Here is a 13,215-nt window from a genome sequence, read left to right on the forward strand (position 1 = left end):
TCACCAGCTGCTCGAATCCCGGGCTGGGAAGCCTAATCGCTGCGCACGACTAATGACTTGCACGAAATCCGTAAGATGCGCCGACCCTCGCCGAACTGTTGCAGGACGTGGTGCATTTCGCTCGTTCCGAAAACCGATGTCGCTAAAGTCATGGCCCTGTCCGATAGCGAGAGAGACCAATATCGCGTTTATTGCAATTGTGATTGCCAGCAACAGCTATCGAGATCGCACGCCAACCGGCTTTGACCTGATGTGCCTTACTTACTGCCTTTCGTTTCAGCCTGGTCGGCCATCATGTCCCTTTTGACGAAACCGAGCTGATGCGAAAGATCTTCCGCCGCCGAGCGAAGCTGTCTCGTCATCGACACGACTTTCTCACTTTTCACGGCATAGGTCTGGAAGACCAAAGTTAGAGAGCAATGGATACCTCCCTCATGGTTGAAGACCGGCGCTGCAAGACCGCTCATCCCCAGCATCACTCCATCCCGAATGCCGCTCACGCCCGACGTCCTGATGTCGCGGAGCGCTTTCGCCAACTCCGGATCGGCTTCGGGCGGCACGCAGTCTTCCAGGATCAGATGTGACGCTGTTTGCATTGAGGAGAGATGGGCAAGAAACAGCCTCCCCGTTGCAGAATGCAGTAACGGCAGATGAGACCCAATTCGCAGGCCAGTAAAAATTGTTCCTGGCCCCGGCTCCACAGCTACTACGATAGCGCCTTTGTCAGCCCACATCACAACGCATGCGGTCGTGTGCGTTTCCATTGCCAGCCGGCTCATGGCGCGGCGCGCCAAACCATCCCGATCAAGCATCCCCAATGCAGCGAACCCAAGCCGGACCGCCAATGGTCCAAGTTCATATCGTGGCGTGCTGTGTTCTCGCTGAACCAGTTTTGCAGCTATCAGACTTGCGAGATAGCGATGAGCTTTTGGCGGAGGCATTCCCAGAGCCGACGAAATTGCCTTCAAGGTCAACGGCGTACCCGCCTCAAGTAGGGGCTGAAGAAGTGACAGTCCAACTTCCACAGAATTTACACCGCCAGAGGCTCTCTGCTCCGTCGATTCCGGTTTCCCTATACCGTCAGATTCGTCGTCATCCATCAGAAATTTCTCCTTGCGTAATTAATTGCTTATAATGTAATCCTGCAGGCAGCGCGAGAGGAGTATCGACGGTGTTGGTTTTGCCACAGATGAGCAACTTTGATGCGGACGTTATAGTCGTTGGGGCTGGACCCGTTGGCGCAGGTTTGGCCGGGGATCTTGGCCGTCGAAAAATTTCAACGATCGTTCTTGAACAAACGGATGGCATTTTCCGCGATCCGCGGATGCATGCCGTCAACATTCGTACAATGGAATTCATGCGTCGCTGGGGTCTGGAAGAGCGATTGCGAAATTGCGGGTGGCCACAGGACCATGGCCAGGACATAATCTTCGCCACATCGCTAGATGGCTATGAGCTGGGCCGAATTCCATGGCCCTGCATCGCCGACATGGCGCCACCTCCGGAAAGCCCGACATTCGCGCAGCGGTGCCCTCAGTCGTGGTTTAATCCCATTCTCCTGGATTTTGCGCGGGCCCAGCCCTGCACGGACGTGCGTCTGCAATGGCGATACGACAGCTTCATTCAACACCAGGACTTTGTCGAAGTTCACGCGACCAATCTCGTGGATGATACGAAGCATACCCTTCGCGCCCGATATCTCGTGGGTTGCGATGGCGGAAAGAGCCGCATCCGCGACGCGCTGGGCGTGGACCGCGAGTCGAGCCCTCATTATGGTTACGCGGCGGAAGCCATATTTCACAGCCGGGAGCTTGCCTCGCTTCATAACAAGGGCAACGCCGGCCGTTATACGATGGTCAGGCCGGAAGGCATGTCCATCTCGCTGCTGCCCTTCGATGGAAAAGATCTGTATCGGCTCACCTTGATGGTGGAGGCGAGCAAAGTCTCCATCGCCGATATGCACAAAGCTATCAAAAGTCTCGTTGCGAAAGATTTCGAGTATGAATTGACCACGCCGGTGCTCGGTTGGATCAATCGCGAAACCAATGCTTCGAAGTACCGTGTCGATCGCGTTCTGCTGGCCGGCGATGCGGCGCATGGCATGCCGCCGACCGGCGGATTCGGCATGAATACCGGCCTCATCGATGCAGCCGATCTGGGCTGGAAGCTTGCCGCCGTCGTGCAGGGATGGGGCGGTGACGCGTTGCTTGACGCCTATGACGTGGAGCGGCGAAACGCGGTCGCCCGCACGGTACGCATTGCCGGCTCGATCTATCGGGATTGGGTGGCGATGGCACCCGTACTGAAAGAAGGTACCCATCTGCTGACGGTAGATAGTCCGGAAGCTGAAGAATGGCGCCGTGCGACCGGAAAACGTATGGCAGACACGTTCCGACGCGAATTCAATCCGATCGGCGGGGCGCTTGGATACCGCTACGAAGCGTCTCCCATCTGCATACCGGATGGGACAGAAGCGCCCTTCGATTCCGTCATCGAATATGAGCAGACGGCCCGGCCCGGCCATCGCGCGCCGCATGTCTGGCTCGACGACGGCAAGTCCACACTCGATCTCTACGGCGACGAGTTTGTATTTCTTGATGCATCTGGCGACGCGAGCGACGTGGCGCTGTCGTTCGAAGCGGCGGCTAACCGGCTCGGCATTCCTTTCAGCATTCATCGCTCGGACAACATCCGTTTGGCCGACGCCTACGATGCGTCCTTTGTGCTGGTCAGGCCGGACGGGCACGTCGCTTGGCGGAGCAAATCCGGATTTGGTTTTGACGCAAGCAAAGTACTCGCGGTCGCCTGCGGGATTCGTGACAGGGCGATGCAACCAAGGACCGATATTCACACGACCGCTCAGAAAGAAGAGGCCCTGTCATGAAAGCTGAAAAAGCGATGCCGAGTATCAACCGGCTCCATCATTTCGCTTGGCGATGTCGCGATGCCGAGCAAACGCGTCACTTCTACGAAGACCTGCTCGAACTTCCTCTGGTCCATCTCATCAAGGAAGACCACGTCCCGAGCACTGGAGAATACTGCCCCTACGTTCATATTTTTTTCAGATGCGCGATGGCTCCTACATCGCCTTCTTCGATCTCGGTGACAACATTGCAGCCGATCCGTCGCCAAACACTCCTGCATGGGTGAATCATCTTGCCCTGGAAGTTGCCAGTGAAAGCGAACTTCGCGCGGCCAAAAAACGGCTGGAAGCCGAGGGCGTCGAGATCCTCGGCGTGACCGACCATCACATCATCAAATCGATCTACTTCTTCGATCCGAACGGGATTCGATTGGAGCTCACGACACGGATCGCCTCCGAAGAAGAAATGGCGGCCGCAGAAAAACATGCCCATGCAGCCTTGGCCGAATGGACGACGGAAAAAGCAGGGCGGATCCATGCCTGAGAGGCGTCTGGCTGTTATCGATGTAAAACCGGGCTCGGCCATGGAAAGCCAGTCCGGCCTGCAGATGCAGTCGCCTCGCATCTATGGCGCCTATGAAGAGCCCTCGCCGCGGACCGGCAAGACCGCCTGCGTAGTCATGCATCCCACGAGCAACTTCCATGGCCACTACCTCATCACGCCGTTGGCAAAGCGCGGCATCTGCTGTCTTGGTCTGAACAGCCGGTATGTGGGCAACGACACGACGTTGCTGATGGAGCGAGTCATCCAGGACCTTGGTGCCGGCGTCAATTTTCTGCGCCGCCAGGGCTACGAGCGTGTCGTGCTGATCGGAAATTCAGGCGGCGGTGCGCTTGTGTCGTTCTATCAGGCGCAGGCAGAGAAACTTACGGTAACGCAGGCGCCTGATGGCACCCCTGTCGCCATCGGTCCCGACGACCTACCTCCAGCAGACGGAATCATCCTCAGCGCCGCGCATCTCGGCCGCTCGCGTCTTCTGGTAGAGTGGATCGATCCCGCCGTCATCGATGAAACGGATCCGATTGCCACCGACCCCGATCTTGACGTCTTCGATCCATCCAATGGACCGCCTTTCGATCCTGAGTGGATCAACCGATTTCGGGCCGCGCAGCGCGAACGCCGCGACCGGATCGAAGCCTGGGTATGGCAGAGACTTCGGCAGCTACGCAAATCCGGTCCGGCGCGGGACATGGCATTCGTGATCCATCGGACGCAAGCCGACCCACGCCTTCTGGATCTGTCCTTGGATGCCAACGATCGACCCGTCGGCAGCATTTGGGGGAGCGCCCGCGAGGTGAACTATGCATCCAACGCCATGGGCCGATTCACCTCGCTATCGGCGTTCCTCAGTCAGTGGGCATCTTGCAGTCAAGCCGATGGACCGACGAACCTCGCTCGCACTTCCATACCGGTGCTGCTTTTCGAACATTCAGCCGACGCATCCACATTCCCATCGACACGGGGCGCATGGCTGGCGGCCGCAGGCTCTCGCGCACGTGTGCATCGGCTTCCCGGTGCCAATCATTACCTGGCTGGCCAGCCAGCATTGATCGAGGAAACAGCCGACGTAATAGCAGAATGGATTGCGCGCCTCTGACGCACGGTTCGTAAAAATAAAAACATATTGAAAGGGAGTAAAATGACGAACGCAAAAGCGGGTACTGAACTCGATTCTATTTACGATAAGGCAGCATGGCGGATACTGCCGTTCCTTTTCATCTCTTTCATCGTCGCGTTTCTCGATCGAATAAACATCGGATTCGCGCAGCTGCAAATGAAAGGAGATATCGGTTTTAACGACGCCGTCTACGGCCTCGGCGCCGGCATCTTTTTCCTCGGATACTTTGCCTTTGAGGTTCCAAGCAATCTACTCCTGAACCGCATCGGTGCCCGACTAACCTTCATGCGTATCATGATATGCTGGGGCCTTGTTTCCGCCGGAATGGCTTTCGTCACCGCTCCCTGGCAACTCTATGTCATGCGCTTTTTGCTTGGAGCGTTCGAAGCAGGCTTTTTCCCCGGGATTATCTTGTACCTCACATTCTGGTTCCCGACAGAACGGCGTGCCGGCGTTGTGTCGTGGATCTTCGTCGCCGTGGCTCTGGCTGGCGTGATCGGAGGCGTTTTGTCAGGAACGATCATGACCTACTTTGCAGGCTTCGGAGGTTTATCCGGATGGCAATGGATGTTCATTCTCGAAGGCTTGCCTGCAGTCTTCTTGGGTGTCTTGGCGTTCTTCGTCGTCGATGACGGCCCGCGCTCCGCAAAATGGCTGACCGATCGGGAAAAGTCTCTCCTTATGACAGCTTTGGCTGAAGACGAAAGTCGCAACCAGAACGACGTTTCACATTCCCTGAAAGACGCTTTCAAATCTCCTAAAGTCTATATTCTTGCCGCTGTCTATTTCATGCTCGTATGCGGAACGATGGCAATCGCGTTCTGGCTACCGGCACTCATCAAAGGTGTGAGCAGCTCGAGTGTCCTGGAAGTCGGGATGCTCTCGTCGATCCCATATGGCATCGGAGCAATAGCTATCGTGCTCATCTCGAAGAGTTCGGACGCTCGAGGCGAGCGTCGAACCCACTATCTCTTCTGTGCCGTGGGAGGCGCCCTCTCGTTGTTGGCGCTCCCAAGTGCCGCCGGACACTTGGTGGCTGTCGTTTGCCTGTTGTGTGTTGCAGTCGGCCTGACGTTCTCGGCGTTGCCGATCTTCTGGTCCGTCCCACAAAATTATCTTTCTGGTAGAGCAGCAGTTGGTGGCATCGCGCTGATCAGCAGCCTTGGCCAATTGGGAAGTTTCTTCAGTCCCGCAATCATAGGTTGGGTCAAGCATACGACGGGACAATTGGACAGCGGTCTTTACGCTCTCGGGGCGCTGCTTCTGATAAGCGGACTGACAATGTTCATCGCCATCGCCCCGCGCGCCACGTCAACGCAGTCTACCGATGAAAAGACTGTTTCAGCATGATGTGATGGAAGAAGACTGTTGGCCCAGGGGCAGGATCCGCTGTCATCTGGGCATGATCATCAGACGAGGGAAACGATACATAGTTCAATCCGAACTCATCATGCAGGGAGGGTCAACGAGGCTTCGTCGGGTTCGTCGGCCCGCTTACCGAACGAGCACCACATAACATCCGTATCGGCCTTTTTGCGTGAGACTGTACGGACTTGCGAGACATTCTTACCTGCCTGAGCCTCAAGGACAGGAAGGATGGTTACGATGCACAAATTCAGGCGAGATGCGGCCACAAGCTTCAGGTGCTTCAAATCGCTGACGAGTTCGGTGATGTCGGTCAAGGCATGACGAATGGGTCAAGAAGTCCGAGGTGTATGCGGGCGGGACTACCGCTCTAAGATCAGTATCTCCGGAGGCAGGTCACCACGATTCATGCATCGGATATTTCAGAATTTTATTGATTGCCTTTCGAGCGCAACGAACTCAGATGCCCTTCGCGATGCCATGTCGCAGGCGGCAGCCGGGCTCGATCTGTCTTGCTTCGCGTACCTCTCCATGCCGGAAAAAGCAGGAGGCCCGCCAGAGCTGATCTCAAATTATCCAGCAGCTTGGACGACCCATTATTTGCAGAGCCACTACGAGCGCTTTGACCCCGTGATTAATCGGGCGCTCGGCCATCCCGAACCTTTCGAATGGGGGCTCGGATTCGGCTCATTGGCGCTATCAAATTCTCAAGAGTTGTTTGAGGAGGCCGCGAGGTTCGGCATTCGCTGCGGTTTCACGATTCCGATTCACAACGACAGCGGCCTGGTTGCAGCGGTGACATTTGCGGCAGGCGAGCGACGACCGCAATTCGAACGGATCATCAGTGAACACGCACGTGTATTGCAGCTCATGGCAATGTATTTTCACGCGCACGCCCGGCGGGGGACGGGCAGCAATCGGCTCACCACTGGCGCGGCGCTGTCACCACGCGAAGCTGAATGTCTAGAATGGGCTGCTCAAGGTAAATCCGCTTGGGAGATCGGCACTATTCTCGGCCTTTCGCGGCACACGGTCGCCACTTATCTTGAAAATGCAAAAACCAAACTTGGTGTACGGACGATCGTGCAGGCCGTGGCCCGCGTCACGGCATCCAAATCGTTTGGACAACGACCCATTCACTGATTCGCCTCCCTTAGTTACGGGAGGTGACTCATTCATCTTGCTCGCCTTCAATGGGCATGGTCATCCCAAAGCCGGAGGCGGTCCATGATGCAACTCATCACAGCTGATCACTACAGTAGCTTTATCGAAACAGTTACGGAAATGCATCGTCTGCGGTACCGCGTATTTAAGAAGCGGCTCGATTGGGACGTCCAATTCAGTAACGATATGGAAATTGACGAATTCGACGCGCTTCACCCCGCCTATTTGATCCAGCGAGCACGCGACAATCGCGTGCAAGGCTGTGTACGTCTACTTCCTTCGACCGGCCCTACCATGCTTCGCGATACTTTTCCCGTTCTCTTGGACGGAGCGTGCTCTCCTGCTAGCCCTACTGTCTGGGAAAGCAGCCGCTTTGCGCTCGATGTTGCAGCCGACGCGCCCAAGGGCGCTCACGGCTTGGCAATCGCGACCTATGAACTGTTCGCGGGCATGATCGAGTTCGGCCTGTCGCGACAGCTCACCGAGATCGTCACCGTTACCGATGCCCGGATGGAGCGGATCCTGCGCCGCGCAGGGTGGCCCTTGCGGCGGATAGGTAAACCTCGCCCGCTCGGCAGCACCGTAGCGGTCGCCGGCTATCTCGAGGTTTCGTCGCAGGCCTTGGCACGCGTGCATGCCGCCGGGGGGCTGCAGGGACCGGTGCTGTGGGCCCCGGTCGCGTTTATGGCTGCCTGAGAAACCGTTTTGAAACTCACGAACGTTTTTTGCGGCGTCTGCGCACGGACGCCGCAAGCTTTTCTTCCCCAAGTTATAGAACACTGGGAACCATGGCGAACGATATGCGGAGATCTCGCGCTCTACCGCCGACCGTCGATCTACAGCAGCTGCGATTTGCCGTGGCCGCGGCGGATGCTGGTAGCTTTCGGCAAGCTGCGGATACACTGCGGCTTCGTCAATCGCAGCTGAGCCGATCTGTCCGCCAGCTTGAGCATTCGATTGGGGGCGTCGTGTTCGAGCGATGGAGCGGTGGCGTGAAGCCAACACCCGGCGGCCACGAATTTCTCCGAACGGCGCGAGCAATCTTGGAGCAAGTAGATGCGCTCGTGGCGAGCGCTCAAACGACTAAGCGCGGAAAAGCCGGCAGACTAGCGGTAGGCTTCTGCACGTCCCTTTCGACAGGGAACCTGCGGGCCGCGCTGCTCGATTTCAAGGTGCACTTTCCGCAAATCGAACTCGCGGCCGTCGAACGATCGCGAGCGCGCCTGGCGACTGCGCTGCGAAACGGAACACTCGATATCCTCATCGTGACCGGCGCTACGCCTCTCTTAGACTGTCAGACGCTTCAGCTCTGGAACGAACGCATCCTGGCCGCTTTGCCAGAGGGCCATCCCTTAACGACGCGTGACGTCGTTTTGTGGACCGACCTTCGGAATCAAAAAGTTCTGCTGAGCCAATATGACCCCGGACACGAACTCGAGGATGTCCTGATTTCCAAGCTCCCTTTGCTTGGGGATAGGCCTCAAATAGAGCACCACGACGTCAGTCGGAGCATCATCAAGAGCCTAGTCAGTATGGGACTCGGCGTCAGCCTGGTGATGGAATCAGATATCGGCGCCAGCACTGCCGGTTCAGTTTATCGCGAATTGCGCGACGGAATACGACCGAGCTTCCTAAGCTTCTCGGCACATTGGCGAGGTGACAACGATAACCCCGCTCTTCTTGGCTTCCTAAAACTATTAGCCGAGCGCTACCCGTCGCCAGCGACTGGTAAGTGAGCCGCGCGTCGCGATTTCGCAAATCCCCGATCCGTCGCCATAAAGCGCATCAGCATGGGCGCGATCAGCTTTGATGGATCACCGACCGGCTGGCCGGTTTCACGTGCGAGGGCTCCCGCATAGGCGACGAGATCTCGATGCACGGCGGCCGGCAATTCAACAGTGACCTTGACGGGCTTGTCATTTGGAAGCGCCCCGATCTTAAGCTTGGCCATTTTCATTCCTCACCCTCTGTAAGGCTCAAGTACGAGGTCGCGATTGACGATCACGCGAACCGGGAAACCGGGCCTGATCGTTAGTGTTGGCTGAATGTTGAGATTGCGTTGAACGATCTTCTGACCTGTCTGATTTAAGCTATCGCTCGATCCGCGGCGAAGGGCCTGGATGATGTCACCATTGTTGCCGGTGTCGGAGCCGGCTCCCGCTTCGCTGCCGACAGCGAGTAACGTAGACAGGAGTGCCGCCTTGAAGAGCGCGCCCCAATGATTGTCGACTTCGTCCTCCAGACCAGCATAGCCGCCTAAATCCGCGCCTGGCTGGCGTTCGAGCACGATCGAACGGCCGTTCGGCATGATCAAGCGTGTCCAGACCAGCAGCACGCGTGACTGACCGAATGCGATCTGGCTGTCATAGATTCCGATCAAACGAGCTCCCTGCGGGATTAGCAGTAAACGACCAGAGGGTGTGTCATAAACGTTCTCAGTCACCTGCGCGGTGATCTGTCCGGGCAGATCTGAGCGGATTCCGGTGATGAGAGCCCCAGGAATAACCGTCCCTGCCTGCACCACATACGGCGAAGCTGGTTTCGTGACGCGATCCGGACTTGTGGTACGGTGATCGACCGATGCATTGACGAAGGCGAGTTTTCGATCCTGCCCGTTCTGCGCAAAGCCGTCGTCAGTTCCCGGCATGGACGATGGAGAGGTTCGGTCCACGTTTGAGGCCTGGGCCGCGGCGGGCGTCGTCTCGCGAACATTGGTGGAGGCGAACAAACGGCTCACGCGCGCGGCTTCGATCTCCTGGTCACGGCGCTGCTGCTCCTGATCGAACCCCGTAGTTGTGGTTGCCGGCTGCCCCTGAGCGGCAAGGATTGGTCGGCCGAGATCACCAGGAAGCGGTGGGCCCAGCGAGGGCACCTGACGCGGAACGCCAGCATAGTCCCGCGGCAAACCGGCGAGGCCATCAGCGACGTTATGATGATCGGTGCTGTAGAGTTCGTCATTTGCGGGCCCGCGGGAGCGGTTGTTTTGGAGAGCCCAAACCACGGCCCCCCCAACAAGAACCAATGCAACGGCGGTCCCTCCCGCCAGGACTTTACGGGACAGCCGAGTGACGCGGTGATGATCTGCCCTTAACCGGAACCCGTGCGCCAATTCTTCCGACCTGTTCGGCTCGCCGGGCTGCTCGTTGATGTCTTCGTTCCGAAGGGTGCTCATGACGACGACCTCCCATCGGTCCGGACAATCCGGACTTTCTGCTGGTGCTCGCCACCGAGCCGCAACTCCGCGGCAGCAAAGAGCCGGTCGACAATGAGGACGTTGCCGTAGGCGCGGTAATTCACGATCTCCGTCTTGCCGTCATGGCCAATAACGAAGAGAGGCGGCATCTCACCTTGAACGATGCCCTGCGGGAACTCGATGTAGACCTTGCGTCCATCGTCATAGGCCGCGAGCGGCCGCCAGGGCGGACCATCGCCCTCAATGACATAGCGGAAGCGACGCTGCGTCGGATCGGGTAGCACCGGCGTCAAGGGCACGGATCGCATCCTGCCCGACCGCTCCTCCGGATAGTACCAGGCGACCGAAGGCATGTAGGGCTTTTCGCGGGCGCGTAGCTCGATCAGGTAGGTGCGCCGATCGGTGTTGACGACAAGATTGGTTTCGATCGACGCGCGCGTCGGCTTCACCAGGATATGGACGCGGCGAGTTTCTCCGTTGCCACTCTCGGTATCGCCGACCACCCAACGAACGGTGTCGCCCGCCGCGACCGGACCCGATCCCGTGAGTTGTTCACCTTCCTCGAGCGCGATATCGGTGATTTGTCCGGGCGCGGCATAAACCTGGTACAGCGCACCCGGACTGTAGGCGTAGACCTGTGCGGCGTTAAAGTATCCCTTCTTGCGCGGCTCGACCCGAGCCGCGCTGTTCGCCGTCTCGACCCGGCTTACCGGCTCGGTTTCCTCCTTAGTACCGGATTTACCGCCAATGGTCGGTTTCCACAGTGGCGGAACATGAAGCGGCCGCGGCTTGTCGTCGGCAGGTAGGGGTGGCGGAGGCAATGGCGGAACGTCACTGTCGTAGCTGATCTCGGGCGGCGTGAAAGTTGAGCAACCACCCAAGGTCGAAGCGCACAGCAGCAGTGCTGGAAGTATCGCCTTTCGCAGCGCCGAACCATCCGATCTGAATGAAACGGAGCGACTGCATGAGGCACGGCGCGGAGAAACCAACTTGCGAAATAGCGTATTCACTGCCCAAGCTCCTTCGACCAGTTGATCGCGTGGACGTAGACGCCCAAGGGATTCTTGCGCAGCCGATCGGCATCGCGCGGCGTCTCGATCACCACGCTGAGAATGGCTGTCCAGCGCTCAGTTGAACTCAAAGACCCGTTGTCGTAGGCGCGCTGAACCCAAGCCACCCGAAAACTCTCTGTCGACGCGCGAATAACACTGGATACCTCGACCGACACCTGCACCTTGCCGAGCCTGGCAAAGGGATCGTTGGTTCGGGCGTAGTCATTGAGAGCGGCGGCACCGCGATCGGTCGTGAAGTCGTAGGCGCGCAGCCAATTCTGACGCAGCACGATGGCGTCAGCCGGCAGGCCCCGGACATCCTCAATGAATCGCGCGAGGTGGTAGGCGATCTGCGGGTCAGTCGGCTGGTAGTCTGTGTTGGCCGGTGCCACCCGCTGGGCCTGGCCAAGACGATCGACCTCGACCACCCAGGGCGTGATCGTGCCTTGGGTCGACTGCCAGACAAGGCTGCCGGCGAGACCCGTTGACAGCGCGAGGCATCCGAATGCCATCAATCGCCAGTTCTTTGCCTGCACACGGGCTGACCCGATACGATCGTCCCAGACCTGCGCTGCCTTTTGATAGGGTGTGACCGGCTCGGGCGTGCGACCGTAGTGAACGGATGGACGTTTAAACATCAGCGGTTTCCTTCAGAGAGATCGATCGATGCACCGCCTCCGCCATGGTCGCCCGAGCGAACGGCATGAGTGACGGCTGATGCGCCATGGCTGACGGTCTGGGCACGCTTCATGCGCCGCGCCCAATCGGGCGGACCATCCGGCGCGGCCTTCCCGGTCTCGGCCCCGGCGCCCGCTGTGGTTGGCTCCTGCCCAGCGGATTGAGCGCTGTTACTGAGAGTTGCCGCGGCCCGACGCAGCGGGCTTGCCGCTGCCGAGAGCCCGGCATTGGCGACACCGCTGAGGCCACCACTGCGATAAGCCGCGGACGCACCGCTTGTGAGCGCGGCGCCGCCCCGCGCGGCTCCCGCCAGCGCTCCACCAGCAAGACCGGCACCGCCTGCAGCCAGACCCGCGCCTGCTGCAACAATGCCGCCCGCAGCAAGTCCGGTCCCGACCGCAGCTCCTGCCCCGAGTTGAGGTCCGCCGGAGACCAGGCCGTTAGCGATCCCAGGACCGAAAATGCCGAGACCGAGTAGCGACAATGCCGCCAGCACCAGCGCCATAACGTCTTCGATGGTCGGCTGTCCGCCGTTGAACCCTGACGTGAACTGAGAGAATAGTGTCGAGCCGATCCCAACAATGACGGCAAGAACCAGGACTTTGATGCCCGACGAGACGACGTTACCGAGTACACGCTCAGCCGCAAATGCGGTCTTGCCGAATAGACCAAAGGGGATCAGCACGAAGCCGGCGAGTGTTGTCAGCTTGAACTCAATGAGAGTCACGAACAGCTGGATTGCCAAGATGAAGAAGGCGAGCAGCACAACGACCCAGGCGAACAGCAGGACGACGATCTGGACGAAATTTTCGAAGAAGCTGATGTACCCCATCAGGCCGGAGATCGCGTCGAGGATCGGCCGGCCGGCATCGAGGCCAACCTGGGCGATTCGACCCGGCCGCAGGAAATCCGCGGATGACAGACCTGTACCCGAAGCCTTCAGCCCGAGACCGGCAAAGCTCTCGAATACGATACGGGCGAGATTATTCCAGTTGCCGATCAGGTAAGCGAAGACGCCGACGAACAGCGTCTTTTTGACGAGCCGCGCGATCAGATCGTCATCGGTTCCCCAGCTCCAGAATAAAGCCGCAAGGGTAATGTCGATGGCAGCCAGCGTCGTCGCAAGAAAGCCGACTTCGCTGCCCAAAAGGCCAAACCCGGAATCGATATAGCGGGTAAAGGTATCAAGGAATTGATCGATTACACCGGTGCCCGTCATGG

The 13,215-nt window shown here is 58.5% G+C and carries 14 protein-coding genes; 7 read left to right on the forward strand and 7 right to left on the reverse strand.

The genetic code is table 11. The features are described 5' to 3' along the window. Positions 1 to 257: 257 nt before the first annotated feature. Positions 258 to 1,100 carry an IclR family transcriptional regulator gene (locus RSO67_RS11805; RefSeq protein WP_315843616.1) on the reverse strand — a complete coding sequence of 281 codons (843 nt, stop codon included), beginning with the start codon at positions 1,098 to 1,100 and terminating at the stop codon, positions 258 to 260. A 71-nt stretch (positions 1,101 to 1,171) separates the two neighbouring features. Between RSO67_RS11805 and RSO67_RS11810 the strand changes: the two genes are divergently transcribed. The 4 genes from RSO67_RS11810 to RSO67_RS11825 all read left to right on the forward strand — a co-directional run bounded on the left by RSO67_RS11810 (position 1,172) and on the right by RSO67_RS11825 (position 5,892). Continuing rightward, positions 1,172 to 2,884 (forward strand): FAD-dependent monooxygenase, encoded by a 1,713-nt coding sequence (locus RSO67_RS11810; RefSeq protein ID WP_315843617.1) that lies wholly within the window; start codon positions 1,172 to 1,174, stop codon positions 2,882 to 2,884. Between the two features lie 181 nt (positions 2,885 to 3,065). Further along, positions 3,066 to 3,407 (forward strand): VOC family protein, encoded by a 342-nt coding sequence (locus RSO67_RS11815; protein WP_315843618.1) that lies wholly within the window; start codon positions 3,066 to 3,068, stop codon positions 3,405 to 3,407. A 40-nt stretch (positions 3,408 to 3,447) separates the two neighbouring features. Next, complete coding sequence (locus RSO67_RS11820; RefSeq protein ID WP_315843619.1) at positions 3,448 to 4,521, forward strand: alpha/beta hydrolase; 1,074 nt, start codon at positions 3,448 to 3,450, stop codon at positions 4,519 to 4,521. A gap of 42 nt (positions 4,522 to 4,563) precedes the next feature. Next, positions 4,564 to 5,892: an MFS transporter gene (locus tag RSO67_RS11825; RefSeq protein ID WP_315843620.1), complete on the forward strand. Its 1,329-nt coding sequence runs from the start codon at positions 4,564 to 4,566 to the stop codon at positions 5,890 to 5,892. Between the two features lie 98 nt (positions 5,893 to 5,990). Here the strand turns inward: RSO67_RS11825 and RSO67_RS11830 are convergent, their stop codons facing one another. Further along, positions 5,991 to 6,224, reverse strand: coding sequence for a hypothetical protein (locus tag RSO67_RS11830; RefSeq protein WP_315843621.1), 234 nt, complete (start codon positions 6,222 to 6,224; stop codon positions 5,991 to 5,993). Between the two features lie 91 nt (positions 6,225 to 6,315). On the opposite strand from RSO67_RS11830, the gene RSO67_RS11835 reads away from it, so the two are divergent. The 3 genes from RSO67_RS11835 (at position 6,316) to RSO67_RS11845 (ending at position 8,807) form a co-directional block, all read left to right on the forward strand. Beyond that, positions 6,316 to 7,050, forward strand: coding sequence for a LuxR family transcriptional regulator (locus RSO67_RS11835; RefSeq protein ID WP_315843622.1), 735 nt, complete (start codon positions 6,316 to 6,318; stop codon positions 7,048 to 7,050). Between the two features lie 84 nt (positions 7,051 to 7,134). Further along, positions 7,135 to 7,767, forward strand: coding sequence for an acyl-homoserine-lactone synthase (locus tag RSO67_RS11840; RefSeq protein ID WP_315843623.1), 633 nt, complete (start codon positions 7,135 to 7,137; stop codon positions 7,765 to 7,767). 92 nt (positions 7,768 to 7,859) lie between these two features. Continuing rightward, the gene (locus tag RSO67_RS11845; RefSeq protein ID WP_315843624.1) at positions 7,860 to 8,807 is read left to right on the forward strand and encodes a LysR family transcriptional regulator; all 948 of its coding nucleotides are present in this window, start codon (positions 7,860 to 7,862) and stop codon (positions 8,805 to 8,807) included. On the opposite strand, the gene RSO67_RS11850 is transcribed toward RSO67_RS11845, so the two are convergent. The 5 genes from RSO67_RS11850 to trbL all read right to left on the reverse strand — a co-directional run bounded on the left by RSO67_RS11850 (position 8,780) and on the right by trbL (position 13,213). After that, positions 8,780 to 9,022, reverse strand: coding sequence for a DUF2274 domain-containing protein (locus RSO67_RS11850; RefSeq protein ID WP_315844226.1), 243 nt, complete (start codon positions 9,020 to 9,022; stop codon positions 8,780 to 8,782). The genes RSO67_RS11845 and RSO67_RS11850 overlap by 28 nt on opposite strands. A 9-nt stretch (positions 9,023 to 9,031) precedes the next feature. Continuing rightward, positions 9,032 to 10,243: a TrbI/VirB10 family protein gene (locus RSO67_RS11855; protein WP_315843625.1), complete on the reverse strand. Its 1,212-nt coding sequence runs from the start codon at positions 10,241 to 10,243 to the stop codon at positions 9,032 to 9,034. Then, positions 10,240 to 11,190 (reverse strand): P-type conjugative transfer protein TrbG, encoded by a 951-nt coding sequence (trbG, locus tag RSO67_RS11860; protein WP_315844227.1) that lies wholly within the window; start codon positions 11,188 to 11,190, stop codon positions 10,240 to 10,242. Before trbG ends, RSO67_RS11855 begins: the two co-directional genes overlap by 4 nt. Positions 11,191 to 11,270: 80 nt before the next feature. After that, positions 11,271 to 11,954, reverse strand: a complete 684-nt coding sequence (gene trbF, locus RSO67_RS11865) for a conjugal transfer protein TrbF (protein ID WP_247453100.1) — start codon at positions 11,952 to 11,954, stop codon at positions 11,271 to 11,273. Then, complete coding sequence (trbL, locus tag RSO67_RS11870; RefSeq protein ID WP_315843626.1) at positions 11,954 to 13,213, reverse strand: P-type conjugative transfer protein TrbL; 1,260 nt, start codon at positions 13,211 to 13,213, stop codon at positions 11,954 to 11,956. The genes trbF and trbL overlap by 1 nt, the downstream gene beginning before the upstream one ends. Between the last annotated feature and the right edge of the window lie 2 nt (positions 13,214 to 13,215).

This window comes from Tardiphaga sp. 709 (assembly GCF_032401055.1).
Classification (GTDB): domain Bacteria; phylum Pseudomonadota; class Alphaproteobacteria; order Rhizobiales; family Xanthobacteraceae; genus Tardiphaga.

Coding starts and splice junctions, on each gene's coding strand:
- RSO67_RS11805 (WP_315843616.1), bottom strand. CDS start 1,100: ATGGATGACGACGAATCTGACGGTATAGGGAAACCGGAATCGACGGAG.
- RSO67_RS11815 (WP_315843618.1), top strand. CDS start 3,066: ATGCGCGATGGCTCCTACATCGCCTTCTTCGATCTCGGTGACAACATT.
- RSO67_RS11820 (WP_315843619.1), top strand. CDS start 3,448: ATGGAAAGCCAGTCCGGCCTGCAGATGCAGTCGCCTCGCATCTATGGC.
- RSO67_RS11825 (WP_315843620.1), top strand. CDS start 4,564: ATGACGAACGCAAAAGCGGGTACTGAACTCGATTCTATTTACGATAAG.
- RSO67_RS11835 (WP_315843622.1), top strand. CDS start 6,316: ATGCATCGGATATTTCAGAATTTTATTGATTGCCTTTCGAGCGCAACG.
- RSO67_RS11840 (WP_315843623.1), top strand. CDS start 7,135: ATGATGCAACTCATCACAGCTGATCACTACAGTAGCTTTATCGAAACA.
- RSO67_RS11845 (WP_315843624.1), top strand. CDS start 7,860: ATGGCGAACGATATGCGGAGATCTCGCGCTCTACCGCCGACCGTCGAT.
- RSO67_RS11850 (WP_315844226.1), bottom strand. CDS start 9,022: ATGGCCAAGCTTAAGATCGGGGCGCTTCCAAATGACAAGCCCGTCAAG.
- RSO67_RS11855 (WP_315843625.1), bottom strand. CDS start 10,243: ATGAGCACCCTTCGGAACGAAGACATCAACGAGCAGCCCGGCGAGCCG.
- trbF (WP_247453100.1), bottom strand. CDS start 11,954: ATGTTTAAACGTCCATCCGTTCACTACGGTCGCACGCCCGAGCCGGTC.
- trbL (WP_315843626.1), bottom strand. CDS start 13,213: ATGACGGGCACCGGTGTAATCGATCAATTCCTTGATACCTTTACCCGC.